The organism is Streptomyces sp. URMC 127 (assembly GCF_051386535.1).
GTDB lineage: Bacteria > Actinomycetota > Actinomycetes > Streptomycetales > Streptomycetaceae > Streptomyces.
On the sequence record NZ_JBPQTW010000091.1, the window covers coordinates 1 to 25,885 of the forward strand.

The 25,885-nt window shown below is 73.6% G+C and carries 18 protein-coding genes and 1 pseudogene; 10 read left to right on the forward strand and 9 right to left on the reverse strand.

Features of this window, described 5'->3' with window-relative positions:
- From ACSNOH_RS19020 to ACSNOH_RS19030, 3 genes and pseudogenes are all read left to right on the forward strand, one after another.
- Positions 1–330 (forward strand): annotated as a pseudogene (locus tag ACSNOH_RS19020) (maltokinase N-terminal cap-like domain-containing protein); the annotation flags it as partial.
- Between the two features lie 127 nt (positions 331–457).
- Positions 458–2,809, forward strand: a complete 2,352-nt coding sequence (gene glgB, locus ACSNOH_RS19025) for a 1,4-alpha-glucan branching enzyme (protein ID WP_436722560.1) — start codon at positions 458–460, stop codon at positions 2,807–2,809.
- Between the two features lie 132 nt (positions 2,810–2,941).
- Positions 2,942–3,385: a MarR family winged helix-turn-helix transcriptional regulator gene (locus ACSNOH_RS19030; RefSeq protein ID WP_436722561.1), complete on the forward strand. Its 444-nt coding sequence runs from the start codon at positions 2,942–2,944 to the stop codon at positions 3,383–3,385.
- A 42-nt stretch (positions 3,386–3,427) separates the two neighbouring features.
- Here ACSNOH_RS19030 and ACSNOH_RS19035 read toward each other — a convergent pair whose 3' ends face one another.
- From ACSNOH_RS19035 to ACSNOH_RS19050, 4 genes are all read right to left on the reverse strand, one after another.
- Complete coding sequence (locus ACSNOH_RS19035; RefSeq protein WP_436722562.1) at positions 3,428–4,540, reverse strand: sulfotransferase family protein; 1,113 nt, start codon at positions 4,538–4,540, stop codon at positions 3,428–3,430.
- Between the two features lie 423 nt (positions 4,541–4,963).
- Positions 4,964–6,181, reverse strand: coding sequence for an MFS transporter (locus ACSNOH_RS19040; protein ID WP_436722563.1), 1,218 nt, complete (start codon positions 6,179–6,181; stop codon positions 4,964–4,966).
- 120 nt (positions 6,182–6,301) lie between these two features.
- Positions 6,302–6,715 carry a PPOX class F420-dependent oxidoreductase gene (locus ACSNOH_RS19045; protein WP_436722564.1) on the reverse strand — a complete coding sequence of 138 codons (414 nt, stop codon included), beginning with the start codon at positions 6,713–6,715 and terminating at the stop codon, positions 6,302–6,304.
- 38 nt (positions 6,716–6,753) lie between these two features.
- Positions 6,754–7,269 carry a cupin domain-containing protein gene (locus ACSNOH_RS19050; protein ID WP_436722565.1) on the reverse strand — a complete coding sequence of 172 codons (516 nt, stop codon included), beginning with the start codon at positions 7,267–7,269 and terminating at the stop codon, positions 6,754–6,756.
- 215 nt (positions 7,270–7,484) lie between these two features.
- Between ACSNOH_RS19050 and ACSNOH_RS19055 the strand changes: the two genes are divergently transcribed.
- The 4 genes from ACSNOH_RS19055 to ACSNOH_RS19070 all read left to right on the forward strand — a co-directional run bounded on the left by ACSNOH_RS19055 (position 7,485) and on the right by ACSNOH_RS19070 (position 12,255).
- Positions 7,485–8,276 carry a class I fructose-bisphosphate aldolase family protein gene (locus ACSNOH_RS19055; protein WP_436722566.1) on the forward strand — a complete coding sequence of 264 codons (792 nt, stop codon included), beginning with the start codon at positions 7,485–7,487 and terminating at the stop codon, positions 8,274–8,276.
- A 172-nt stretch (positions 8,277–8,448) separates the two neighbouring features.
- Positions 8,449–9,558 carry a 3-dehydroquinate synthase II family protein gene (locus tag ACSNOH_RS19060; protein WP_436722567.1) on the forward strand — a complete coding sequence of 370 codons (1,110 nt, stop codon included), beginning with the start codon at positions 8,449–8,451 and terminating at the stop codon, positions 9,556–9,558.
- Between the two features lie 149 nt (positions 9,559–9,707).
- Positions 9,708–10,916, forward strand: a complete 1,209-nt coding sequence (locus ACSNOH_RS19065; RefSeq protein ID WP_436722568.1) for a 4-hydroxybenzoate 3-monooxygenase — start codon at positions 9,708–9,710, stop codon at positions 10,914–10,916.
- Positions 10,917–10,995: 79 nt separating this feature from the next.
- The gene (locus ACSNOH_RS19070) at positions 10,996–12,255 is read left to right on the forward strand and encodes an aspartate kinase (protein ID WP_436722569.1); all 1,260 of its coding nucleotides are present in this window, start codon (positions 10,996–10,998) and stop codon (positions 12,253–12,255) included.
- Between the two features lie 382 nt (positions 12,256–12,637).
- On the opposite strand, the gene ACSNOH_RS19075 is transcribed toward ACSNOH_RS19070, so the two are convergent.
- Positions 12,638–14,305, reverse strand: coding sequence for an MFS transporter (locus ACSNOH_RS19075; RefSeq protein WP_436722570.1), 1,668 nt, complete (start codon positions 14,303–14,305; stop codon positions 12,638–12,640).
- A gap of 194 nt (positions 14,306–14,499) precedes the next feature.
- Between ACSNOH_RS19075 and ACSNOH_RS19080 the strand changes: the two genes are divergently transcribed.
- The gene (locus ACSNOH_RS19080; protein WP_436722571.1) at positions 14,500–15,102 is read left to right on the forward strand and encodes a TetR/AcrR family transcriptional regulator; all 603 of its coding nucleotides are present in this window, start codon (positions 14,500–14,502) and stop codon (positions 15,100–15,102) included.
- On the opposite strand, the gene ACSNOH_RS19085 is transcribed toward ACSNOH_RS19080, so the two are convergent.
- Positions 15,035–17,173 carry a hypothetical protein gene (locus tag ACSNOH_RS19085; RefSeq protein WP_436722572.1) on the reverse strand — a complete coding sequence of 713 codons (2,139 nt, stop codon included), beginning with the start codon at positions 17,171–17,173 and terminating at the stop codon, positions 15,035–15,037. The genes ACSNOH_RS19080 and ACSNOH_RS19085 overlap by 68 nt on opposite strands.
- Before the next feature lie 234 nt (positions 17,174–17,407).
- On the opposite strand from ACSNOH_RS19085, the gene ACSNOH_RS19090 reads away from it, so the two are divergent.
- A complete protein-coding gene (locus ACSNOH_RS19090) occupies positions 17,408–21,607 on the forward strand; it encodes a Pls/PosA family non-ribosomal peptide synthetase (RefSeq protein ID WP_436722573.1) in 4,200 nt (1,399 codons plus the stop codon).
- Between the two features lie 233 nt (positions 21,608–21,840).
- A complete protein-coding gene (locus tag ACSNOH_RS19095) occupies positions 21,841–22,611 on the forward strand; it encodes a hypothetical protein (protein ID WP_436722574.1) in 771 nt (256 codons plus the stop codon).
- A 55-nt stretch (positions 22,612–22,666) separates the two neighbouring features.
- Here the strand turns inward: ACSNOH_RS19095 and ACSNOH_RS19100 are convergent, their stop codons facing one another.
- From ACSNOH_RS19100 to ACSNOH_RS19110, 3 genes are all read right to left on the reverse strand, one after another.
- On the reverse strand, positions 22,667–23,569 hold the full coding sequence (locus ACSNOH_RS19100) for a carbohydrate ABC transporter permease (protein WP_436722575.1): 903 nt from the start codon (positions 23,567–23,569) through the stop codon (positions 22,667–22,669).
- A gap of 2 nt (positions 23,570–23,571) precedes the next feature.
- Complete coding sequence (locus ACSNOH_RS19105; RefSeq protein ID WP_436722576.1) at positions 23,572–24,939, reverse strand: extracellular solute-binding protein; 1,368 nt, start codon at positions 24,937–24,939, stop codon at positions 23,572–23,574.
- A gap of 193 nt (positions 24,940–25,132) precedes the next feature.
- Positions 25,133–25,834, reverse strand: coding sequence for a response regulator (locus ACSNOH_RS19110; RefSeq protein WP_436722577.1), 702 nt, complete (start codon positions 25,832–25,834; stop codon positions 25,133–25,135).
- Positions 25,835–25,885 lie beyond the last annotated feature (51 nt).

Here is a 25,885-nt window from a genome sequence, read left to right on the forward strand (position 1 = left end):
GGGCCGCCCGCCCGGCCGACCGCCCGCGACGTCGCCGGGATGCTGCGCTCCTTCGACTACGCGGCGGCGGTCGGCCGGGCGGGCGGCACGGGCTGGTCGGAGCGCGCCCGCGCCGCGTTCTGCGAGGGCTACGGCGCGGTGCACGGCGACCCGCGCGAGGAGCCGCAGATGCTGCGCGCCCACGAGACGGACAAGGCCGTCTACGAGGTCCTGTACGAGGCCCGGCACCGGCCGGACTGGCTGGTGGTCCCCATGGCCGCGATCCGCCGGCTGGCCGGGGCGGCGGAGCCGGCGGCCACGGCCGGGGCGGAGGGGGACAGGGCGCCGTGAGCCCGCGCCCGGGAACCGGGAACCGGCCCGGCCGCGCACGCCGGGCCGGGAGCCCGTCTCCGAGCACCCGTATCACCGATTCCGCTCCCGCCGGCACCGGCCGGGAGATCCTTGGGAGGACCGCACCGTGACCGCTCGACCGCCGTCCCGCCGCCCGTCCCGCGAGCCGGGGATCCCGGCCACGTTCCTGCCGGGGCGGGAGACGGGGCCGCCGCCCGCACCCGGACCGGCGGCACCGGAGCCGCCGGCGGCACGGGGCGCGCGGCGCGCCCCCGGCCCGCGGGGGGCGCGGGCCGCCGAGCCGCTGGCCGCGCAGGACCGGGAGCGGCTGCTGGCCGGCGCGCACCACGACCCGCACGGCCTGCTGGGGGCGCACCCGGTGCCCGGCGGCGTGGCCTTCCGCGCCCTGCGCCCCTTCGCACGCTCCGTGGCGGTCGTCGCGAAGGGCCTGCGGGCGGAGCTGTACGACGAGGGGGACGGCTTCTTCGCGGCGGTGCTGCCGCTCAGCGAGCTCCCCGACTACCGCCTGCTGGTGCGCTACGAGGACGCCGAGCTGGAGCTGCAGGACCCGTACCGTTTCCTGCCCGCGCTCGGCGACCTGGACCTGCACCTCATCCGGGAGGGCCGGCACGAGCAGCTGTGGCGGGCCCTGGGGGCGCAGCCGATGGAGCACGAGGGGGTGGCGGGCACCCGCTTCACGGTGTGGGCGCCGAACGCCCGGGGCGTGCGCGTCGTCGGGGACTTCAACTACTGGGACGGCACGGGGCACCCGATGCGCTCGCTGGGCGCCTCCGGGGTGTGGGAGCTGTTCCTGCCGGGCATCGGCGAGGGAGCCCTGTACAAGTTCGAGATCGCGCGCCCGGACGGCTCCCGCACGATGCGCGCGGATCCGATGGCGCGGCGCACGGAGGCCCCTCCGGCGAACGCGTCCGTCGTGCACGTCTCGCACCACGCCTGGCAGGACGAGGAGTGGATGGCGGCGCGCGCGGGCCGGCCCGTCCACGAGCACCCCTTCTCGGTCTACGAAGTGCACCTGCCCTCCTGGCGGCCGGGGCTCACGTACCGGCAGCTGGCGGAGCAGCTGCCCGCCTACGTCAAGGACCTCGGCTTCACGCACGTGGAGCTGATGCCGATCGCCGAGCACCCCTTCGGCGGCTCGTGGGGTTATCAGATCACCGGGTTCTACGCCCCCACCGCCCGGCTGGGCACCCCCGACGACTTCAAGCACCTGGTGGACGCGCTGCACGCGGCGGGCATCGGCGTCCTCATGGACTGGGTGCCGGCGCACTTCCCGCGCGACGACTGGGCGCTGGCCGAGTTCGACGGGCGGCCGCTGTACGAGCACCCGGACCCGCTGCGGGCCGCGCACCCCGACTGGGGCACGCTGGAGTTCGACTACGGCCGCCCGGAGGTGCGCAACTTCCTGGTGGCCAACGCCGTGTACTGGTGCGAGGAGTTCCACATCGACGGCCTGCGCGTGGACGCGGTCGCCTCCATGCTCTACCTCGACTACTCCCGCGAGGAGGGTCAGTGGACGCCGAACGTCCACGGCGGCAGGGAGAACCTGGACGCGGTGGCGTTCCTGCAGGAGATGAACGCGACGGTCTACCGCCGCTGCCCCGGCATCGTCACGGTGGCGGAGGAGTCCACGGCCTGGGACGGCGTCACCCGCGCCACGCACCACGTGGGGCCGGGCGGCTTCGGCGGTCTGGGCTTCGGCCTGAAGTGGAACATGGGCTGGATGCACGACTCCCTGGTCTACGTCTCCAAGGAGCCGGTGCACCGCAAGTACCACCACGGCGAGATGACGTTCTCGATGGTCTACGCGTACAGCGAGAACTACGTGCTGCCGATCTCGCACGACGAGGTCGTCCACGGCAAGCGGTCGCTGGTGTCGAAGATGCCGGGCGACTGGTGGCAGCAGCGCGCGAACCACCGCGCCTACCTGGGCTTCATGTGGGCGCACCCGGGCAAGCAGCTGCTCTTCATGGGGCAGGAGTTCGCGCAGGGCGCCGAGTGGTCCGAGGCGCACGGCCCGGACTGGTGGCTGCTGGACCCCTCGTACTCCGCCGAGGCGGACCACCGCGGCGTCCGCGACCTGGTGCGCGACCTGAACGCGGCCTACGTCGCAACGCCCGCCCTGTGGCAGCGGGACACGGCGCCCGAGGGCTTCGAGTGGGTGGTGAGCGACGCCTCGGAGGACAACGTCTTCGCGTTCCTGCGCTTCGACGCCCAGGGCGCGCCCCTGCTGGCCGTCAGCAACTTCTCCCCCGTGGTGCGGCACGGGTACGCGCTGGGCGTGCCGGGCCGGTTCACGGCGTGGCAGGAGATCCTCAACACGGACGCGGGGCGGTACGGCGGGAGCGGCGTCACCACGCCGGACCCGGTCAAGACGGAAGCCGTGCGGCACCACGGCCGGCCAGCGAGCATCACGGTGACGCTGCCGCCGCTGGCGACGGTGTGGTGGCGGGCGGTGTAGCGGGCGAGACGTGCGGCGCAGGCCGTGCGGCGGGCGTGGCCGTGCGGCGGGCGGGCGCTGTATCCCGCGGCGCTCCGCCCCCGTAGAATCTGCTTGCGTAAGCATCGATTCTGCGGACGTGAGGCGGCCGGCATGACATCTGCTCCGGACGAGGTCCAGGACCGCGAACTCGCCCTGTGGCGGCAGCTCACCGTGCTCACGAGCTACGTGGGCAACGCCCTCGACAAGCGGCTCATGCGCAGCCACGGCGTGAGCCTCTCCGAGTTCATGGCGCTCACCGTCCTCGCGGAGGCCGGGCCGGAGGGCGTCCGGATGCAGCCGCTCGCCGACGCGACCGGGCTCAACTCCTCGACCATCAGCCGGCTCGTCGCCCGGCTGGAGAGCTCCGGGCTGGCCCGCCGCAGCCTGTGCGAGGAGGACCGCCGGGCCACGTACGCGCACGCGACCGAGCAGGGGCGCGAGGTCGCCGCGGAGGCCCGGGAGACGTTCGGCAAGGAGCTCGGCACCGCGCTGAGCGTGGCGGCGTTCGACGAGCGCATGGCGCCCGTGGTGAACGTGCTGCGCGCGGAGAGCTGAGACTGCAGGCTGAGACTGAGGGCTGCTGCCCGCCGCCCTCGCTCACCCGCCCGTGAACCCGTACCGCTCCCGGTAGACGGCGAACTCCTCGTCCAGCTCGGCGCGGCGCAGGCCGAAGTCCTCCGGCCGCGGGCCCGCGCCGGTGCCCCCGGGGGCGGCCGCGAGCGCGGGCAGCCCGGCGGCCTCCCGGTCCAGGACGGCGGGGGCCGCGACGCCGAGGAAGCGCAGGACCGCGCGCACGGTCGGCACCGGGGCCGCGACCAGGTCGTCGTAGCGGATGTCCAGGGTCCGGCCCTCCGCGCGCATCCGGGCGTACGAGTCGTCGCTCACCAGGGTTCGTTTGATGCGGGCGCGCCACTCGGCGCCGAGCTCGCCGGGGTCCCCAGCGGCGGACCAGCGGCCCCGCAGGCGGTGGCCGACGCCGGCGGCGTGGGCGATGGTGTCGGCGGGGTCGCGGTGGATGCGGATGATGCGGGCGCCGGGGTAGGCGCGGCTCAGGGCCCCGGCGTGGCGGCCGTGGAACGGGTCGCGCAGCACCATGGTCGCGCCGGGGACGCGCCAGGTGATCGCGCGCAGCTGCTCGCGGTGGAAGCGGTAGGCGTCCGTGAGGTCCTGCTCCCCCAGCCACTCCTCGTACCCGGGGATCCTGAGGTGGAGGGTGAACAGGGTGCTCTGGAAGGCGTTCGCGAGCAGCCGGTGGCAGGACGCGGGCTGCGTCACGGACGGAGCGCCGCCGCCGAGGAGGGTGACGGCGGACCGCGCCCGGCCGATCAGCTCCCGCCGCTCGCGCGGGCCCGGGGCGGGGGCGGCCGGGGCGAACGTCTCCCACAGGGCCGGGGCGTCCAGGTCGGGGTGGGCGGCGAGCAGGTGCTGCAGGGCGGTGGCCCCGCTGCCGGGCAGGGCGGTGATGAAGACGGGCGGGCCGACCGGCGTCCGGGCGACGGCCGGGTGGCGGCTCTCCAGATGGCGTAACTGGCCCTGCAGGGCAACGGATCCGGCGAGCTGCGCCTGTGCTGCGCGGGCGCCTTCCGGGGTGAGCCGGGCGTCCGCGTTCAGGGAGGCCACGAGCGCTTCCAGGGCGTCGGCGAAGCGGAGTGCGGCCGACGACGTGCTTGCGGCGGCCTCGTGCGCGGTCAGCAAGGACCCGAGGTCCACCGTCTCTCCACCCGGCCGCCGCCGCGGCCCCGCAAGCGCCATCCCTGCCTCACCTCCGCGAACGGAACACCGTGACTCACGGTACGGATCCGCACATCCGTGCGTCAGCGCGGGGACGGGAGTATGTCAGGAGACGGCCGGGGGCGGCGTGGCCCGGCCGGCCACCGGCCGGTTCGGCACCGCCGGGATCCGCCGTGGGAGTTGCTCACCGCTGCGGCGGAAGGCAGGGGGCGGATGCCGCCCGCCAGTGGCCCCCGGCACCGCGCCGCAGCGGTGAGCAGCCCGCCGCCACGGCGATCAGCCCACGCGGCGCGTCCCGGCGGTGCCGGACCGCCCCGGCCACCGGCCGGACCAACCCCGGCCACCGGTGGCCGCAGCGCGCGCCGCCGGGCCCACCGTGTGGTGGGCCCGGCGGTTTGCGGGTCAGCGCGCTACCGTTTCCGACGGCTCCGCGGGGACGCGGGTGAGGGGGGCCGGGGCGGACCCCGAGCGGGCCTCGGCCCGCGCGTCGGACGTCTTCGAGACGTAGGCGAGGAGCAGGCCCGCGACGGCGATCGCGGCGCTGACCCACGTCACGGACACGTAGCCCCAGCCCGCGCTGATCGCCGCGCCGCCGAGCGCGGAGCCCGCCGTGACGCCGACGTTGAAGGCGGAGATGTTCGTCGCGGAGGCGAGCGTCGGCGCGCCCTCGGCCTTGGCGACGACGCGCACCTGGCAGCCGGGGACGAGCCCGTAGCCGGCCACGCCGAACAGGAAGGCCACCACGACGGCCGCGGGCTTGTTGTGGATGGCCGGCGTGAACGCGGCGAGGACCACGACGAACAGCGAGAACAGCCCGATCAGCGCCGGCATCAGGCTGCGGTCGGCCCACTTCCCGCCGACGTAGTTGCCGGCGAACAGCCCGGCGCCGACGACGAACAGCAGGATGGTGACCGTGCCCTCGGAGAACCCGGTGACGTCCGTGAGCAGCGGGGTGATGTAGGTGAAGGTCGCGGCGATGGCGCCGAAGGAGCAGGCGGTCATGGCGAGGGTGAGCCAGACCTGGGGGCGCCGGAAGGTCCGGAGCTCGTTGCGGATGCTGGGCGGCGCCTCGTTCGGCGTGCTCGGGATGAGGCCCGTGATGGCGAGCAGGCCGACCACGCCGATGCCGGTGACGACCCAGAACGTCGCCCGCCACCCGAGGTGCTGGCCGACGAGCGTGCCGAGCGGCACGCCGAAGACCGTCGCCGCGGTGGCACCGGCGAACATCAGGGCGATGGCACCGGCCCGCCGGTTCGGCGGCACCAGGTTGGCGACGACCACGGAGCCGACGCCGTAGACGGCGCCGACCGCCATGGCGGACAGGATGCGCCCGATCATCAGGATCCAGTAGTTCGGGGCGATCGCGCTGAGCAGGCTGCCCGCGATGAACAGCAGGACCGCGGACTGCAGTACGGTCTTGCGGCGCATGCGCAGCGTGGCGACGGTCAGGGTGGGCGCGCCCACGATGATGCCGATCGCGAAGCCGCTGACCAGCAGGCCGGCGGCCGGGATGGATACGTGGAGGTCGGCGGCCACGTCGGGCAGCAGACCGTTGAGGACGAACTCCGACGTGCCGATACCGAAGGCGCAGATCGTCAGAGCGAAGACGGCAATGGGCATGGGTGATCCCCTTGCGGCTGAGAGGGCAGAGGCAGGCAGAGCGGTGGGGCGGGGAGCGGGCGGTCGCGCGGGCCGCCCGCTCGCGGGGCGCGCGGCAGCGGCCGGCGCCGTTCGGGGCGGTCAGCCGGATGCGGGCTGCCGCGCGGCGGTCCCGGCCACCTGGGACGGGGTGACCCGGATGACGACGCGCACGGCGTCCGGGCTGTCCCACTGGTAGTCATCCCCGGTGTACTTCCTGGCCAGTCGGTGTATGAGCTCCGGGCCGCCGTCGCCGGTGATGCGGGCCTCGCCGCGGATCTCGGCGTAGCGGTACGGATCGGCGGGGTCGAGCACGGTGATGCTCACCCGTCCGTCGACTCTGAGGTTCCGCTCCTTGCGGCGTCCGAGCACGGTCGAGAGCAGGAGTTCGTCACCTTCGCGGGTGATCCACATGGGCGAGGAGTGCGGGGCGCCGTCCCGGCCGATGGTCGACAGCGTGACGAAGTTGGGGGCGTCGACCAGGGCGCGTACGGATTCGCTGAGTACGGATGTCATGAGGGGGTCAACCTCCTTGGCTGGCAGACGGGTTGGGTTCACGGGAGCGCCGGGCCGACGACCTCGACCCCGTACGCCCGCAGCGCCTCGGCGTAGCCGGCGGAGCCGATGATCTCCTCGATGTCGCCGAGCAGGTCCGGCGGCGGCAGCGTGGGCGCGGCGGCGGGTTCGCCGGTGAGGCGGAACCAGGGCTCGAAGCCGGCGGGCGACCCGAGGACGAGGAAGCGGGCGGTCGGCGACTCGACCTTGAACGTGTGCGGGGCGGTCCGCGGCCCGAAGGCCGTGGCGCCCGCTTCGAGGCTGCTGCGGTCGCCGGACACCGACATCGTGAGCTTGCCGTCGAGGACGACGAAGAGCTCGTCCTCGTGCGCGTGGGTGTGCAGGGCGGGCCCGTAGCCCCGGGGCGCCCAGTGTTCGGCGATCCAGAAGCGGCCGCCGGTCTCGGCGCCGGTGACGTGGAACTTCAACAGGGCGCCCAGGTGCCAGAGTTCGTCGCCCGGGCGGACCGAGGGGGCGGCGGAACCGGTGCCCACGGACCCCATGTGAATGCTCATCAGATGCTCCCTTCGCGAGGAGAGACGGGGGCGCACTCCCTCAACTCCCCGCAGGGAGAGGCCCCTTCGAGCTGCCCTTCCAAGATAGCGTTGACTTCAATGCGTGTCCATGCAATGCTTGCACAAGCATCAACCGAACGGGTTGATGGCCCCCAGTCCTGTCGCACCTCATCGGCGGCAAGCGATACCTGCGCAATCTGCGAAAGGGGCACCACATGTACGGCACCAGCGGGAAGCGGGTCCGGTTCGGCCGGCTCATGAACCCCGCCAGCAATGCGACCTTCCTGGTGCCGCTGGACCACTCCGTCGCGGACGGTCCGGTGGCCTCCACCAGGCAACTCGTCAGTATCGTCGGCGCCGTCGCCTCGCACGGCGGTGACGGCGTCGTCCTCCACAAGGGACGGGCGCGGTTCCTCCCGCCGGAGCTGTTCCGCGACCTCTCCCTCGTCATCCACCTCAGCGGCTCCACCGCCCACGCGGCGGACACGGACGCCAAGGTGCTCCTCTGCGACGTGGAGGAGGCCCTGCACCTGGGCGCGGACGCGGTCAGCGTCCACGTCAACCTCGGCTCCGACACCGAAGCCCGGCAGCTCACCGACCTCGGGCGGGTCGCCGCTAGTTGCGACCGGTGGGGCGTGCCGCTGCTCGCGATGATCTACCCGCGCGGCCCGCGGATCACCTCGCCGGCGGACGAGGACCTGGTGGCGCACGCCGCCAGCCTCGCGGCCGACCTGGGCGCGGACCTCGTCAAGACCCCGTACACCGGGTCGGTCGCCTCGATGACACGGGTCGTCGAGAGCTGCCCCATCCCCGTCCTCACCGCCGGCGGCAGCTCGCTCGGGGACGACGCCAAGCTCGCCGGGATGGTCAGGGACGTCATGGCGTCGGGCGTCCGCGGCGTGGCCATGGGGCGCAACGTCTTCCAGTCCGACGACGTCGCCGCCACCGTCCGCGCGGTCGCGGGGGCCGTGCACGGGGAGCGCCGCGCGCCCCTGGCAGCGGCCTGAGCCGCGCACGTCATACGCACGTACGTCTCACACGCGCATCTCACGCCCGTACGTCACATACGCCCGTACGTCACATACGTACGTCTCACACGCAGGTCTCACACGTACGTACGTCCAACCCGCTCGCGCACCTCTCACCTCACGCTCATCTCTCCAAACACGAGGAGTCACCGTGAAGTTCGCATGGATCGACGTTCGCCAGGGCACCGACAAGACCGCCGCCATCGTCGAGGAGTCCATCCACGCGGGCGTCGAGGGCATCGTCTCGGACGACCCGTCCCTGCTGGCGACGCTCCCGCCCAACGTCCGCAAGATAGTCGTCCTCCGGCCCGGCATGGCGCCCTCGCTGGCCGACGAGCTGGTCAAGGCGGCGGACCTGGTCTTCGCCGACCACGGTCTTGAGGACACGGACGCGCTGCTGCCGCAGGGCACCGAGCCCGGCGTCCACATCAACATCGTCGACGAGAGCAGCCTGGAGACCGCCTGCAAGCTGGCCACCCGGGTCCCGTGGATGATCGCCTGGTTCCAGCAGGACCCGAGCAAGATCCCGCTGGAGATCCTCCTCGCCGCCGCGGACAAGGCCGCCGTCCAGCTCGTCACGGTCGTGCACGACCTGGAGGACGCCGAGGTCACCCTCGGGGTGCTCGAACGCGGCTCGGAGGGCGTGCTGCTCGCCCCGCGCGAAGTGGGCGACGCGACGGCGCTGGTGCGGATCTGCAAGGGGCGCAGGACACAGCTGGAGCTGGAGGAGATGGAGATCGTCAAGCTGACCCACATCGGGCTCGGCGAGCGCGTCTGCGTCGACACCACCTCGCACTTCGGCCGCGACGAGGGCATCCTCGTCGGCTCGTTCGCCCGGGGCATGCTGCTCATCAGCGCCGAGACGCACCCCCTGCCGTACATGGCGACCCGGCCCTTCCGGGTCAACGCCGCGGCGCTGCACTCCTACACGCTCACCCCCGACAACCGCACCCGCTACCTCGCCGAGCTCGGCGGCGGCTCGGACCTGCTCGCCGTCAACGTCAAGGGCGAGGCCCGGCGCATCGCGGTGGGCCGCATCAAGATGGAGACCCGCCCGCTGCTGCGCATCCAGGCGCGCTCCGCCTCGGGCACCGAGATCGACCTCGTCATGCAGGACGACTGGCACGTGCGTCTGCTGGGCCCCGGCGGCAGCGTGCACAACGCCACCGAGCTCAAGCCCGGCGACAAGGTCCTCGGCTACGCCCTCTCCGACCAGCGGCACGTGGGCTACCCGATCAAGGAGTTCCTGCACGAGCAGTGAGCAGGAGCGGTGAGCACGGGCGGCCGGGCAGCGGGGTCCGGGATCCGGCGACGGCCGGACCCCGCCGCCCGGCGCCGCCCTCACCGAAGGACAGGCAAGGACAGACAAGAGCAGATCAGGAAAGGCACGGCGAGAAGAGGGGAGGAACCATGCGCAAGCGAACGACCGTGGGCATCGTCGGCGCGGGACCGGCCGGTCTGGCGCTCGGCACCATGCTGCTGAAGGCGGGCATCGACTGCGTCGTCCTGGAGCGGCACTCCCGCTCGTACGTGGAGCAGCGGACGCGCGCGGGCCTGATCGAGCACCGCACCGTCGGCATCCTGGAGCGGGCCGGCCTGGCCGACGGGCTGCGCGCGCACGGCAAGCGCCACGTGGGATGCGAATTCCGCTACGGGGGACGGCGGTTCTCCGTCCCGTACGGGTCGCTGACCGGGAACGCGGCGCACTACGCCTACCCGCAGCAGCTGCTGGTCCGCGACATGATCGCGGAGTTCCTGGCGCGCGGCGGGGAGCTGCACTTCGAGACGGAGGTCACCGGCATCGCGGGCGTGGCGGAGGAGCGGCCGCGGCTGGTGGTCGAGCAGGACGGCACCCGCAGCGAACTGGAGTGCGACATCGTGGCGGGCTGCGACGGCTCCCACGGCCCGACGCGGCGGGCGCTGCCCGCCGGCGCGGTCCGCGAGCACGTCCGGCAGTACCCGTACCGCTGGCTGACCGTGCTGGCCGACGCGCCGCCCTCCACGTCGGAGGCGATCTACGCGGTGCACGAGGACGGCTTCGCGGGCCACATGCTCCGTACGGCCGAGGTCAGCCGGTTCTACCTGCAGTGCGCGCCCGGCGAGACCCCGGACGACTGGCCGGACGACCGTATATGGCAGGAGCTGCGCCACCGGCTGGAGATCGAGGAGGACTGGCGGCTCACCGAGGGGCCGATCACCGAGAAGCGGCTGCTGGAGATGCGGACGTACGTCACCGCCCCCATGCGGTTCGGCAACGTCCACCTGCTGGGGGACGCGGCCCACGTGATCACTCCGGCGGGCGGCAAGGGCATGAACCTGGCGATCGGCGACGCCCACGAACTCGCCCAGGGCGTCATCGACTGGCGGCAGCGGGGCGACCGGCGGCGCCTGGACGCCTTCTCGGACACCAGGCTGCGGCAGATCTGGCGCTGCCAGAAGTTCTCGGACTGGCTGCTGCACCTCATCAACCGGCCGCCGGGGGCCGGGGACCGCGCGGGGGACCCAGCTGTGACGGACAGCTTCGCGCAGCAGATGCAGGCCGCCCAGCTCGACGAGCTGCGGACGGACGAGGCCATGGCGCACTGGTTCGCCGGGAGTTACGTAGGAGCCGCCCTATGAGGGGACGGACGCGACGCGCAAGACGTATGAGGCGCACACCATCCACGAGGCCGTTCACGAGGGGGATCAGGAGATTGCCATGACCACTCTGCTGGTGCAGAAGTTCGGCGGGACGTCGCTCGCCGGCCCGGACCGCATCAAACGCGCCGCACAGCGCATCGCAGCCGCTCGCGACGAGGGCCACCAGGTGGTGGCCGTCGTGTCGGCGATGGGCTCCACGACCAACCGGCTGCTCGACCTGGCCGGCAAGCTGAACGGCCCGGAGACGGGGCGCGAGCTCGACAGGCTGCTCAGCACCGGGGAGACGGCGTCCGCCGCCGCCCTGGCCCTGACGCTGAACAGCATGGGGATACCCGCGCGTTCGTTCTCCGGGCGGGAGGCGGGCATCGTCACCGACGGCGCGCACGGCAGCGCCCGCATCGTCGACGTGGCCCCCGCGGGGATCCTCGAAGAGCTCGGCGCGGGCGGCGTGCCCGTCGTCACCGGCTTCCAGGGGGTCTCGGCCGAGCAGGACGTCGTCACCACGCTCGGCCGCGGCGGCTCGGACACCACGGCCGTGGCCCTGGCGGCGGCGCTGCACGCGGGCGTCTGCGAGATCTACACGGACGTGGACGGGGTGTACACCGCCGACCCGCGGCACGTGCCGAGCGCCCGCAAGATCGAGCAACTGGACTACGAGGCGATGTCCGAGCTGGCGTCGGGCGGTGCGAAGGTGCTGGCGCACAGCTCCGTGGAGTACGCGGGGCTGCACAGCGTCCCCGTACACGTCCGCTCCAGCGCGAGCGGGGCCCCGGGGACGTGGGTCAGCGACACCACTCCCCCGGCCGAACTGGACGGCTTCGCCGAGCGGTTCACCGTCTGCGGCGTGACCCACGCCGCGGGCCAGCAGCGCTACCGGCTGGGCCGGGTGAGCTCGCGGACGGCCGAGGACGTGCTCGCCGCGCTCTCCGGGGCGGCCCTGACGCCGGACATGGTCCACTTCCACAGCGACCACCCCACCGGGGGCACGGGCTCGCTGCACTTCACGCTCGGCGGCGCGGGCCACGAGCGGGTGGCCGGGCTGCTGGAGACGGTCAGCGGCGGGCTGGGGCAGTCCGGCAGCCTCGACAACCGGCCGGTGGCCAAGGTGTCGCTGGTCGGCCGGGGCCTGAGCGCCCACCCGGCGCTCGTGCCGCAGGCCCTGCAGACCCTGCGCAAGGGCGGCGTGGCCGTCGGGGGCGTCAGCGTGCACGCGCGGCGGCTGTCGGTGCTGTGCCCGCCGGAGGAGGCGCTGACGGCGGTGGGCCTGGTCCACCTGGCGTTCCTGGAGCCGGCGGGCCTGCCCGAACTCGCGGCGTGAACGCGGCACAACACCGGTGCCCCGCACCCCGCGGAGGGGGTGCGGGGCACGGGTGCGGGTGCCGCACGGACTGCGCGCGTGCCGCGCGGCGGCGTACGTACGGCCGTACGGCCGGTCCGGGGCGGGGTGCCGCGCGGCGGCGTACGGCCGTACGGCTGGGCTGTGGCGTGCCCCATGCCGGGCTGCGGCGGCCACGCGGCGGCCTGCGGCAGGTACCGGACGCCGGTGTCACAACCGGGCGGCCATGTACGGCCGTACGGCCGGGCCCGGGCGGGGTGCCGCGCGGCGGCGTACGGCCGTACGGCCGGGCAGCAGCCGCACCGCCGCGCGGCACCCGGCAACGTCGCCGTATACGGCCGTACGGCCGGTCCGCGGCGGCGTGTCAGACCTTCTCGGTTACCCGCTCCTCGGTGCCGGAGCCGGACTCCGCGGGAGCGGTCGCCGTCTTGCGGCCCGGGAGCAGGAAGGCGACCAGGACCGTGCCGACGCCGAGGACGACCGCGCCGATGACGCTGGTGTGGGCGACGGCGTCCGCGAACGACTTGTGCACGGCCTCGACCACGGCCTGCGCCTGCTGCGCGCCCAGCGCGGCGGCCTTCTCCGGCCCCACCTTCGGCGCGGCGCCGGCCGCGACCTGCTTGCCGACCTCCTTGGCCACGGCCAGGCCCGCGCCGACCGAGTCCTGCGCGACGGACAGCGCCTTCTCCGGCAGCTTCGGGCCGCCGGCCGCGGCCGCCTCCGCGGCGGCGTCGCCGAGGTTGGACGAGTAGGTCTTGGCGAGCACGGTGCCGAGGATGGCGATGCCGAGGGAGCCGCCCATCTCGATGGACGTGCTGTTGACGGCGCCGCCGACGCCCAGCTGGTCCTCCGGGAAGGAGCCCATGATGGCGTTGGTGCAGGGCGACAGGGACAGGCCGATGGCCAGGCCCAGGATGATCAGCGGCAGCACGAAGTCGTCGTACGTGGACGTCTCGTCGACGCGCGCCAGCAGCGCGATGGCGACCGTTCCGACGGCCATGCCGAACGCCACGGTGGCCTTCATGCCCACCTTGGGCGTGAGGACCGCGGTCAGGGCGCCGCCCACGAACACCGCGCCGGCCAGCGGCAGCATCCGCACGCCCGTGTCCAGCGGCGAGTAGCCGAGGACGAACTGCAGGTGCTGGGTGAGGTAGTAGAACGCGCCGAAGACGGCGAGGAAGAACAGCGCGACGGCCATGGTCGAGCCGGCGAACGCGCGCTTGGTGAAGCGGCGGACGTCGAGGACCGGCCGCGGGTGGCGCAGCTCCCAGAGGACGAAGAGGACCAGGCCGGCGCCCGCGATGACGGCGGCCGCGACGGCCTTCGCGCCCCAGCCGAAGTGCGGCCCCTCGATGATCATGTAGATGAGGGAGCCGACCCAGACGACGGACAGCAGGCCGCCCACGTAGTCGATCTTGTCGACCCCCGTGCCCTTGGACGGCGGCACGAGCGCCAGCGCGCCGATGATGCCGAGCGCGGCGATCGGGACGTTGATGAGGAAGGTGGAGGCCCAGCCGTGGTCCTCCAGCAGCGCACCGGCCACGAGCGGCCCGACGGCGATGGCGAGGCCGGCGGTGGCCGTCCAGATGGTGATGGCCTTGGCCCGCTCCTCGCGCGGGAAGGTCGCGGCGAGCAGCGACAGCGTGGCAGGCATGATCATGGCCGCGCCGACGCCCATGACGGCGCGCGCGGCGATGACGCCGCCCGAGCTGTCGACGAGCGAGCCCGCGACGGAGGCCGCGCCGAAGACGAACAGGCCGAGGACGAGCGCGCCGCGGCGGCTGTACTTGTCGCCGACGGCGCCGAGGATCAGCATCAGCGCGGCGTACGGGACGGTGTAGCCGTCGATGACCCACTGCAGGTCGGAACTGCCCAGGCCGAGGTCCTTGACCATGTCGGGCGCGGCGACCGTCAGGGACGTGTTCGCCATGACGATGATCAGCAGGCTGATGCAGAGCACGCCCAGCGCCGCCCAGCGCCTCTTGTACGGACCGTCCATCTCGTCGACCGGCGTCGACATCGCGAGGCCCATCGGTCACCCCTTCCAGACTTGCACACGGTTGTGCAATTACACAGCAGTGTGCAAATTACGGGACGGCGCCGCCCGGTGCAAAATGAGGGGCAGGATGTCGGCCACGGAGGCTGCGCCCGAGCCCCCCACACCCCCGCAACCCCCTTCCTCAGCAGAGTCCGGGGACAGGGACCCCACGGACAGAGAAGAGACCAATGGCCGGCAGAGCGGACGCCAATCGCCGCCGCATCATGGACATCGCGCTGGCGGAGCTGCTGCGTGACGCGGACGCGAGCATGGACCAGATCGCGCGGGCGGCGGGCGTCGTCCGGCGCACGGTTTACGGCCACTTCCCCAGCCGCGAGGCGCTGATGAGCGCCCTCGTCGACGACGCGGCGAGCGCGGTGGAGATCGCCCAGGCGGAGGCGCTGCGCGACGTCGACGACCCCGCCCAGGCCCTCGCCCGCTCCATGCTCGCCGCCTGGGAGATCGCCGACGGCTACCGCCTGCTGATCTCCCTGGCCCAGCGCAGCGTCACCGTCGAGGGCATCCACCGGCGCCTGGAGCCGGTGCGCCGCGAGTGCGCGGCGATGCTGCAACGCGGCCTGGACGAGGGCCGCTTCGTCTCGCCGCTGCCCGCGATCGCCCTCGCGTACGTACGGGAGCAGGTCCTGTTCGGCCTGATGCAGGCGGTCAACGACGGCGTCCTGGCCCCGGCGGAGGCCGGCCGCTCGGCCGCCGTGACCGCGCTCACCGCGGCGGGAGTGCCCGCCGTGGAGGCTGAGGAGCTGGTGGCAGGCCTGACAGCAGCGACATAGAGCGGGGCGGGGCCATGAACGGCTCCGGCGGCTCGCCGCCACCGCGACCGCCGTCGCCGTCCCGGCCGGAACCGAAGCTGCCCGGGACGGGGTCGCGGCGGATGACGGGCCCCCTGCTACGGCTCGGGCTGATGCTGACGCCGGGGCTCTTACTGACTCTCGGGCTCTTACTGATGCCCGGACTCCTGCTGACGCCCGGACTCCTGCTGACGCCCGGACTCCTGCTGACGCCCGGACTCCTGCTGACGCCCGGACTCCTGCTGACGCCGGCGCCGGGGCTCTTGCTGACGCCGGGGCTCTTGCTGGAACCGGGGATGATCACGACGCTCCGGCTGGTGCCCGGACCGGGCCGCGAGCTCGTCACCCCGCCGGGGCCGGTGACGGGGCCGTTGCTGCTGCGGCCGGGACCGGGGCTGAAACTCACCCGCGGGCCGCTCGCCCCGCCCGAAGGGCCGTCCGGGGACCGGCTGCCGCCGGCCACGGGCCCCGAGAAGCCGGGCTGCGGCCCCGGGGACGGATCGCCGCCGCCCGCTCCGGCGACCGCCGCCCGCACCGCGGCGGTCACCGCGACGAGGGCCACCAGCCCGGCGAGCCAGAGCAGCCCTCTCCGGAGCGGATTGCGCCGGGCCGGGCCGCCGTCCCCGCCCCGGTCCGGCCCGGAGGCCGCCACGAAGGCGAGGTTCGCCCTGGTCACTTCCGCCCCGGCGGTGTCGCCCAGGGCCGTCCGCACCTGCAGCGCGTGACGCAGCCGGGCGGCGGCGTCCTCATGCCGGTCCTCGACGTAGGCCACGGTGGCCAGCTGGTGGGAGAACAGCGCCTCCGACGCCCGGTCCCCGATCCGCCGGGCCGCGTCCTCGCCCTGCTCCAGCACCTCTTTCCACTGCTGCCAGCGGCGTCCGGCGAACAGCGCGGCTTCGGCGATCTTCGCCAGCCGGATCACGGCCCGCCACTCCGCCCGCTCGGCGGCGACTCCGAGCAGCCCGACGATGCCCTCGACGCCTTCGAGGGCGCCCTCGAGCCCGTGCACGTCCCCGTCGAGGGCGTTGTCCAGCCAGTCGGCGAGCCCGTTGACGGTCGCGCTCAGCGAGACCGCGTCGAGCAGCAGGTCCCGGAGGCTGCCCTCCAGACACACCGGCAGCCCGAAGCGGTCCTCCTGCGGCTGCTCGACGAGCCCGCGCTCGTGCAGGGACAGCAGGGTCTGCGCCGCGTAGGCGATGTCGCCGGCGGCCGCGACCCAGTTCCCCGGCACCAGGGCCCCGGCCACGAGCGCCAGGACCGCGATCGCCTTGCGCTCCGGCCCCGACAGGCGTCCCGCACTCATCCGGTCCAGCTCGCGCACGCCCCGCGCGGCGCGCTCCGCCACTGCGTCGGCCGGGTATCCGGCGCGCACCAGCGCCGCGGCCTGCTTAACGGACAGCGGCCTGCCCCGTACGGCCTCCAGCAGCTGCCGTACGACGGGCAGTTCGGCGTCCTGCACGGGGCGGCCGAGAGACTGCACGAACAGCTCGAACGCCGCGGCTTGCGGCAGCCCCGTCAGCGGCCGTGACGTCACCGCACCGCCGCCCGGCACCGGCTGCTCCCCGCCCACGAGCAGGACGCAGCCGGGCAGGGCGTCCGCGAGCTGACGCGGGATCCGCGAACCGGGCGGCACCTCGTCCAGCACGATCAGCGGCCGGGCGTGCCGGACGAGCTGCCGGCACACCGGCCCGGAGTACTTCACCGGTTCCGGCTCCGCGGACACGTACAAGTCGTCCACGAGCAGCTGGAGAACGTCCTCCAGCGGATTCCGGCCCACGCGTACGAACGCGCTGCGCCTGCCGCCCGAGGCGACGTTCCGGAGCAGGCTGCTCTTCCCGAACCCGCACGGCCCGTGGAGCTCCACCGACCGCCCGTCCAGGAGCTCCCGCCAGGTGGTGGCCAGCACCTCCTCCCGGCCCAGCAGAACGGGGGCCGGAGCGGCCCACCGGTGCCGCGGACCGGGGTCGCGCAGAAGCAGCTCCGAACGCCGGATCCGGGTGCCGCTGCGGGAAGTGAGAGTGATGCGGGAACTGCCGTAGAGAACGCTGTACACATATCCCCCTGGGCACGAAGGACGCGCCGCCGGACAGCAGCGTCTGCCTCGCACGAACCCGCGTCCAGCACCGGCACGCCCCATGCACCCGCGCGCCCCCTGGAATGCACCCCTGCGCGCCCTCACGGAGCGCGGAGCTGTACACCACCCGAAGCGGCTCGTCGCCGTGCTCGCCGGAAGGCCCGCCCCCGGCCCCCTCCCGTAAAATGTAAGGACCTTCAATGGCAGCGAATCATGACCTCGGACGGTGAGCTGAGAGCAGGAGGAGCGCCCGGGCCGCGGGGTGGTCCGCCGTGGGAGTGGGTGCCGCGGTCGGCCAGCCGGCCGGACGGGGTGCTGACCTGTGCCGGGGACGACGGGTCGGTCCGCTGGCGGGAGGGCGAGCGGCTGGAGCGGCTCTTCGAGGAGCAGTGCGACCGGCTGCGGGCGCAGGGGCAGGGAAGCCGTCTCGCCGTGGATGCCGGCGACGTCGCGCTGACCTACGCGGAGCTGGACGCCCGGGCCAATCAGCTCGCCCGTTTCCTGCTGGCGCGCGGCACGCGGCCCGGCGACCGGATCGGGCTGCTGCTCGACGACGCGGTGGACGCGTACACCGGCATGCTGGGCGTGCTGAAGGCGCACGCCGCGTACGTCCCGCTGGACGCGGGCTTCCCGCCGGACCGGCTGTCGTACATCGTCTCCGACGCCTCCGTGCGGACGGTCCTGTCGCTGTCCCGCCTCGCCGACCGCGTGGGGCATCTCGCGGCCGGCGCCGGGCTGGTGTACCTGGACCGGGTGCGGGCCGAGGTGGCCGCGCAGCCCCGCGAGCGCCCCGGCGCCGTCACCGGTCACAGCACCGCAACCGGCCACAGCACAGCCACCGGTCACGGCCCTCCCGGCCGTCTCGGCCACCCCGGCCCTCCCGGCGACCTCTGCTACGTCATCTACACCTCGGGCACCACCGGCCGCCCCAAGGGCGTGGCGATCGGCCACCCGGCCATCTGCAACTTCGTGCGCGTGGCGGCGGAGGTCTACGGCCTCACCGCCGACGACCGCGTCTACCAGGGCATGACGCTCGCCTTCGACTTCTCCGTGGAGGAGACGTGGGTGCCCTGGATGGCCGGTGCGACGCTGGTGCCCCGGCCGCCCGGGCCCGGCCTGGTCGGGGCCGAGCTGGACGCCTTCCTGCGGGAGCGGCGCGTCACCGCGCTGTGCTGCGTGCCCACCCTGCTGGCCACGCTGGACGAGGAGGCGTCTGAACTGCGCTTCCTGCTGGTGTCCGGGGAGTCGTGCCCGCAGGACCTCATCAGCCGCTGGCACCGGCCCGGCCGCCGCTTCCTCAACGTCTACGGCCCGACCGAGGCGACCGTCACCGCGACCTGGACCCTGCTGGACCCGGACCGGCCGGTGACGATCGGCGTGCCGCTGCCGACGTACGCGGTGGCCCTGCTCGACCCGCAGGCGGACACCGCCCTGCCGCCGGGCGCGATGGGCGAGATCGCCATCGGCGGCGTGGGGCTCGCCGGCGGCTACCTCAACCGGCCGGACCTCACCGACCGCGCCTTCGTCCCGGACTTCCTCGGCGTGCCCGGCAACCCGTCCGGCAGGCTCTACCGCACGGGGGACCTGGGGAGGGTCAACCACCGCGGCGAGATCGAGCATCACGGCCGCATCGACACCCAGGTCAAGATCCGCGGCTACCGCGTCGAACTCGCCGAGATCGAGTCGGTGCTCCTGCGCGTGCCCGGAGTCGCCCAGGCCGTGGTCACCCGGCACGAGGCCGCCCCGGGCGCCGTGGAGCTGTGCGCGTTCTACACCACCCGCGAGGGCGCTTCCGTGGACCCCGAGCAGGTCGTCGCACAGCTGCGGGAGCGGCTGCCCGCCTACATGGTCCCCGCCTACCTCGAACCCATCACTTCGATCCCGGTGCTGCCCAGCGGCAAGGCCGACCGCGGCCGCCTGCCCGCCCCGAGCGGGCCGCGCCGGCTCGCCGGGCAGGGCGACTACGCGGCGCCGGAGACCGGCACCGAACGGGTGCTGGCCGAGCGGCTGGCCCGGGTCCTGGGCGTCGAACGGGTCTCCGCCGGCAGTCACTTCTTCGACGAACTCGGCGCGAACTCCCTTCTGATGGCGCACTTCAACGCCGCCGTCCGCGACGTCCCGGGCCTGCCCGCCGTGTCGATGAAGGACGTCTACCTGCATCCCACCGTCCGCGAGCTCGCCGCGGCCCTGGACCGTACGGCACCGGCCGCGCCCTCCCGCGTACCGGCCCGGCGCCCCGAACCGGCGCCGCTGCCCCCTGCGAGCACCCCGCGCTACGTCCTGTGCGCGGCGCTGCAACTCCTGGTGTTCCTGCTCTACGTGTGCCTGGGCTCGGCGGTGCTGAACGCCGGGACGCTGTGGGTGATGGAGGCGAGCGGGTGGCTCGCGGGCTACGGGCGCGCGATCGTCTTCGCCGCCGTCGTGCTGGCCGGCATGGGCCTCCTGCCCATCGCCGCGAAGTGGCTCCTCGTGGGCCGCTGGACAGAGCGGCGCATTCCGTTGTGGAGCCTCGCCTACGTGCGCTTCTGGTGCGTCAAGACCCTCGTCGTGGCCAACCCGCTCGCCCGGATGGCCGTCGGCACGCCGCTGTACGGGCTGTACCTGCGGGCGCTCGGCGCCAGGGTCGGGCGGCACGCCCTGATCCTGACGGCCCACGTGCCGGTGTGCACCGACCTGCTCACCATCGGCGCGGGCGCCGTGATCCGCAAGGACACCTACCTCAACGGCTACCGGGCCCGGGACGGAGCCGTCGAGACCGGCCCCGTCGCCATCGGCGACGGCGCCTTCGCCGGCGAGCACAGCGTCCTCGACACCGGCGTGCGCCTCGGCGACGGCGCGCAGCTCGGCCACGCCTCCTCGCTGCACTCCGGCCAGTGCGTGCCGGACGGGCAGTGCTGGCACGGCTCACCGGCCGTACCGGCACCGGCCGGCTGCCGGTACCTCACGGTCCCGCCGGCCCGCTGCGGCAACGTGCGCCGCGCCTGCCACAGCGTCTTCCGGCTGCTGGTCGCGGTCGCCACCGCCGGGGCGGCCTACGTGGCCGTGGCCGCGCTGCTGGAGTCCCGGCCCTCCCTGCTGGCCCGTACGGTCACCGGGGCCGCCCGCCCGGACACCTGGGCGTACTACCTCAGCGGCCTGCAGGTCTCCGCGGTCGCGGTGTTCGGCCTGGCCGTCGCCGGGCCGCTGCTGGCCGCGGTGCTGTCGCGGTCGCTGTGCCGCCTCGTCAAGCCGGACGCGGTCTACCCGCTCTACGGCGTGCGGTTCGCGCTGCAGCGCGCCACCGCCCGGCTGACGAACATCACGTTCTTCAACGCCCTGTTCGGCGACACCTCCGCCGTCGTGCACTACCTGCGCGCCCTCGGCTACCGTCTGAGGCCCGTCGAGCAGACCGGCTCCAACTTCGGCATGACCCTCAAGCACGAGGTCCCCGCCCTCAGCCGCATCGGCACCGGCACGATGGTCTCGGACGGCCTGTCCCTGATGAACGCCGAGTTCTCCAGCACGTCCTTCCGTGCCGTCCCGGCCGCCGTCGGCCGGCACAACTTCCTGGGCAACAACATCGTCTACCCGGCCGGCGGCAGGACCGGCGACGACTGCCTGCTGGCGACCAAGGCCATGATCCCCGTCAGCGGCCCGCTGAAGGAGGGCACCGGACTGCTCGGCTCGCCGCCCTTCGAGATCCCGCGCTCGGTGGAGCGCGACCACCGCTTCGCCCAGCCGGAGACGGGGCCCGAGCGCAGGCAGGCGCTCGCGGCCAAGAACCGCCACAACGCCGTCACCGCCGCCCTGTTCCTGGCCGTCCGGTGCCTGTACGTCTTCGGCCTCGTGCTGATCGCCATGCTCCCGATGAGCGACGACGACACGCTGCACTGGCTGGAGACGGCCTGCTCCTTCGTGCTGGGGCTCGCCTTCACGGTCGGCTGGTTCGCCGTCGTGGAACGGGCCGTGGTAGGCCCGCACGGCCTGCGCCCCCGCCTGTGCTCCATCTACGACAAGGCGTTCTGGCGGCACGAGCGGTACTGGAAGGTGCCCTCCATGGCCTATCTCGCCGTCTTCAACGGCACCCCCCTGAAGCCCGCCGTCTGGCGGCTCCTCGGCGTCCGCATGGGGCGGCGGGTCTTCGACGACGGCTGCGGCATCATCGAGCGGACGCTCACGGCGGTCGGCGACGACTGCGCCCTGAACGCGGGCAGCACCCTGCAGGCCCACTCCCTGGAGGACGGCGTCTTCAAGTCCCGCCGCATCGCGATCGGCAGCGGCTGCACCATCGGCACCGGCGCGTTCGTCCACTACGGCGTCGTCATCGACGACGGCGCCCGCCTCGACGCCGACGCCTTCCTGATGAAGGGCGAGCACGTCCCGGCCGGGACGACCTGGCGGGGCAACCCCGCCGCCGAACTGACCGCCGGCTAGGCGCCGGGCAGCGTCACCCCGCGGGCTCCAGCCGCCACCACTGCCCGGGGCTGTTCCCCGGTTGCCCGGGGCGCCGCGCCCGGGCCGGCCTCACCATCACCGAAGTCGATCATCCGTTCGAGATGGGATCGTAATGCGTACCGGGCGTTCGTAACCGGGAAAGATATTGAACTTTTTACCTGCGCATGACTATATGTGGGGTCGCTTTCGATCCAGTCAGAGGAAAACCACCCATGCGCCGCACCACCGTCCGCCGTACCGCCGTCGCCGCCTCCGCGGTCTCCCTCGCTCTGCTGATGAGCGCCTGCGGCGGCTCGGGCAAGTCCGGGAAGGACGAGCCCAAGGACAAGGCGCCGTCCAGCGCCGCTGCCGCCCCGGCAGGCAAGGGCGCCTCGCAGGCGGAGCTGGAGAAGCTCGTGCTGACCGACGCCGACGTTCCGGGCCGCAAGGTCACCGAGGCCACCCCGGCCGACCTGGCCACCGCCAAGGGCGTCACCAGCGACAAGGCGGAGTGCAAGCCGCTGGTGGACGCGATGAGCCTGCGCTCGGGCGGTTCGCCGGCCGCGACCGTCATCCGCAAGGTCCTCCCGCCGGCGCCGTCCACCGCCCCGGACGCCGCCCCCGAGGACAAGATGAAGGCCGGCCTCGGCGCCCTCGGCGGCACCATCACCTCCGACGTGCTGGGCTCGTACGGTGACGCCAAGGCGGCCGGCGAGGTCATCGCGGCGCTGAAGAAGTCCGGCGCGGACTGCGCGGGTGGCTTCAACCTCGTCTCCGGCTCCGACAAGACGAAGTTCACGAAGGTCGCGCCCGCCGCGTACACCGGCGGCGACGAGGCGGTCGCCTTCACGCTCGGCATGGACGTGGACGGCACCGCCGGCACGACCCACCTCATCGCCGTCCGCAAGGGCAGCACGATCGCCACCTTCTACGCCCTCAGCCTCGCCGGTCAGGCCGAGCTGCCGAAGGCCGTCGCCGACGCCCAGGTCAAGAAGCTCGGCTGAGCCGGGCCCGCGGTCGCGGTCACGGTCGCGGGAGGAGGTGTGAGGACGAACGCCCTCACACCTCCTCCCGCATCAGCCGCAGGTACACCACCGAGAACAGCGCCCCCACCAGCAGCAGAAGCAGCGCGACGGCCGTCCCGTAGCCGATCAGCGACTTCTGGAACGCCTGGTCGTACATGAACACCGGGAGCGTCTGGCTCCGGTTGCCCGGGCCGCCGCGCGTCATCGCCCAGATCAGGCCGAACACCGAGAGCGTCTGCAGGGTGTTGAGCATGAGGTTGGTGGCGACCGAGCGGCGGATCATGGGCAGGGTGACGTGCCACAGGCGGCGCGGCCCGCTCGCCCCGTCGACCTCCGCCGCCTCCGTGACCTCCCGGGGGATCCCGGCGAGCGCCGCGGAGTAGACGAGCATGGAGAAGGCCGTGCCGCGCCACACGTTGGCGAAGGACACGGCCAGGATGGGCAGTTCGTACAGCCAGTTCTGCGTGGGCAGGTGGAGCCACGCAAGGACGGCGTTCAGCGTGCCGCGCCGGTTGAAGAACGTGTAGAGCAGGAAGCCCGCCACGATCTCCGGCAGCACCCAGGCCCCCAGCACGACCGCGCCCGTGAGCGCCCGCACGGGCCGGGAGGCTCGCCGCATGAGACCGGCGAGGGCCAGGCCGAGGCTGTTCTGGCCGATGACCGACGACAGCACGGTGAAGACGAGCGTCAGCACCACGGCGTTGCGGAAGCCGTCGTCGGCGAAGGCGCGGCGGAAGTTGGCGAGGCCGGTGAAGGAGGCGGACGCCTGGCCGGTCAGCCGGGTGTCGGTGAAGGCGATCGCCACGCAGTAGGCGACCGGCCCCGCCAGGAAGAGCAGCAGCAGGACGGTGGCGGGCGCGAGCGGCAGCAGGCGCGCGGCCGTCCCCCGGTGCCGCCGCCGGACCGGCCGCCGCGGGGCCGCGTGCCGGCCGGCCACCGTCACCGCTCCCGCGCCGTCACACCCGGCGCCCCGGCCGCCGCCGTCAGCTCCTCGTCGTAGCGCCTGGCCGCCTGCACCACGGTCGCGTCACCCGTCGTCACCGCCTCCATCGCGTCCCTGATGGCACTGGACACCTGCGGGTAGAGCGGCAGCGCCGGCCGGTAGTGCGTGTACGGGACGAGGCCGGTGAAGAAGTCGACGCCGGGCATCGACGCCAGGTACGTGGACGAGGCCGCCACGTCCTCCCGTACGGCGATCTGCCCGTCGGCGACCGTCCACTTGGTGGCGTTCTCCGTGGTCTGCAGCGTCTCGATCACCTGCCACGCCAGGTCCGCCTTCCCGGACCGGGCGCTCACCGACCACGCCCAGCCGCCGGACATGCTGACCGCCCCGGGCGCCGCGCCGTGCTGCGTGGGGAAGGGCGCCCGGCCCATCAGCGTCGTCCACTGCGGCCAGGGCTTCGTGCCGCCGGGCTGCCAGTACTTGCCGAGCCAGGAGCCGTCGAGGTCGATCGCGAGCTTGCCGGACGGCAGCCAGTCCGTGGCGACGCGGCCGTCGACGTTCGGGGCGAGGGCGTCCGCCGGGTCGGGGCCGAGCTTCTCCGCGAAGACGGTCCGCACGAACTCCAGCGCGTCGCGGAACCCGCGGCTCGACGTCACCCACTTGCCCGCCGCCGGGTCGTACAGCGGGTCCTTCCCCGTGCCGTACAGCAGCATTTCGAAGCCCTGCATGGTCGCGGCTTCGCCGGGCGCCTTGCCGGTGTAGATGTTGAGCGGAATGATGCCGGGGACCTTCTTCCTGATGGTGCGGGCCGCGTCCAGGACCTCGTTCCAGGTGCGCGGGCGCCAGTCGGCGGGCAGCCCGGCACGGGCGAAGACCTCCTTGTTGAACCACAGGCCACGGGTGTCCGTGCCGTCCGGCACCCCGTACGTCCTGCCGTCCTCGCCCTGCGCCGCCGCCTTGGCGGCGGGCACGAACTTCTTCCAGTCCTTCCAGCCGGCCAGCTTGTCGTCCAGCGGGCGCAGGTAGCCCGCCTTGATGTCGGACTTGATGAGGAAGGTGTCCTCGCGGACGATGTCCGGCGCGGTCTTCGGCGACCGCATCATCTGCTGCAGCTTGGCGTAGTAGTCCGCCTGGGCGGCCTGGACGGGCACCAGCTCCAGCTTCTTGCCCTCGTGCGCGCGCTCGAACTGTCTCTTGATCCCGGCCAGGTAGTCGTCGGCGATCCGGTTCTTGTTGTCGGTGTTGCGCTGGTAGGCGATCCGGACGGTGTCCGGGTCGCCTCCGCCGGAGCCCCCGCCGCAGGCGGTGAGGGAGGCCGCGGCGAGGGCGGCGACGGCGAGCAGGGCGGGCGTGGCAGGGCGCACGGGCGACCTCCTGGGGCGGGCCTTGAGCGCCTGGGGCGGCGCGCTTCGGCGGGCTGCGCCTTCCTGAAGTCGTACGTTCCCCTTCCGGGGGCCCCGCACGCGTCGTGGCGGCGGGGGCGGAGCCGTGCGGCGGGGGTCAGGCGGCCTGCCTCGGGGGTGAAACCGTGCCTCGGGGGCCAGGCCTGCCTCGGGGTCAGGCCCTGCTCTGCCAGTGGTAGCGCAGCTCGGGGCGGCCTATCTGGCCGTAGCGGGGCGTGCGGGCCGCGCGCCCGGTCGTCACCAGGTGTTCGAGGTAGCGGCGGGCGGTGATGCGGGAGATGCCCACGGCCTCGGCCGCGTTGCCCGAGGACAGGCCGGCCTCCCCGGCGGACCGCAGGGCCGTGGTGATCGACTGCAGGGTGGCCTGGCTCAGCCCCTTGGGGAGCGCGGCCGGCTGGGGGGCGCGCAGGGCGGCGAACGCGCGGTCGACCTCCTCCTGCCCGCTGGCCTCGCCCGCGACCGAGCGGAACTCGGCGTAGCGCGTGAGCCGGTCCCGCAGGGTGGCGAACGTGAACGGCTTCAGGACGTACTGCACGACGCCCAGCGACACCCCTTCCCGCACGACCGTCAGGTCGCGCGCCGACGTCACGGCGATGACGTCGGCGGTGTGCCCGGCCGTGCGCAGGGAGCGCAGCAGTTGCAGGCCGTGCCCGTCGGGGAGGAAGAGGTCGAGCAGCAGCAGGTCGACGGGCGTGCGCTTGAGGAAGTGGGAGGCGTCGCCCAGGGAGTGCGCGATCCCGGCCACGGTGAAGCCGGGCACGCGGCCGGCGTAGAGGGCGTGGGCGTCGGCGGCCACGGGGTCGTCCTCGACGACGAGGACGCGGATGGGCCGCGGGGCGGTGTCGGGTCTGCTCATCGGGGCGCTCCGGTCCGTACGGCGGTGTCGTGCAGCGGGGGCGGCGTGCCG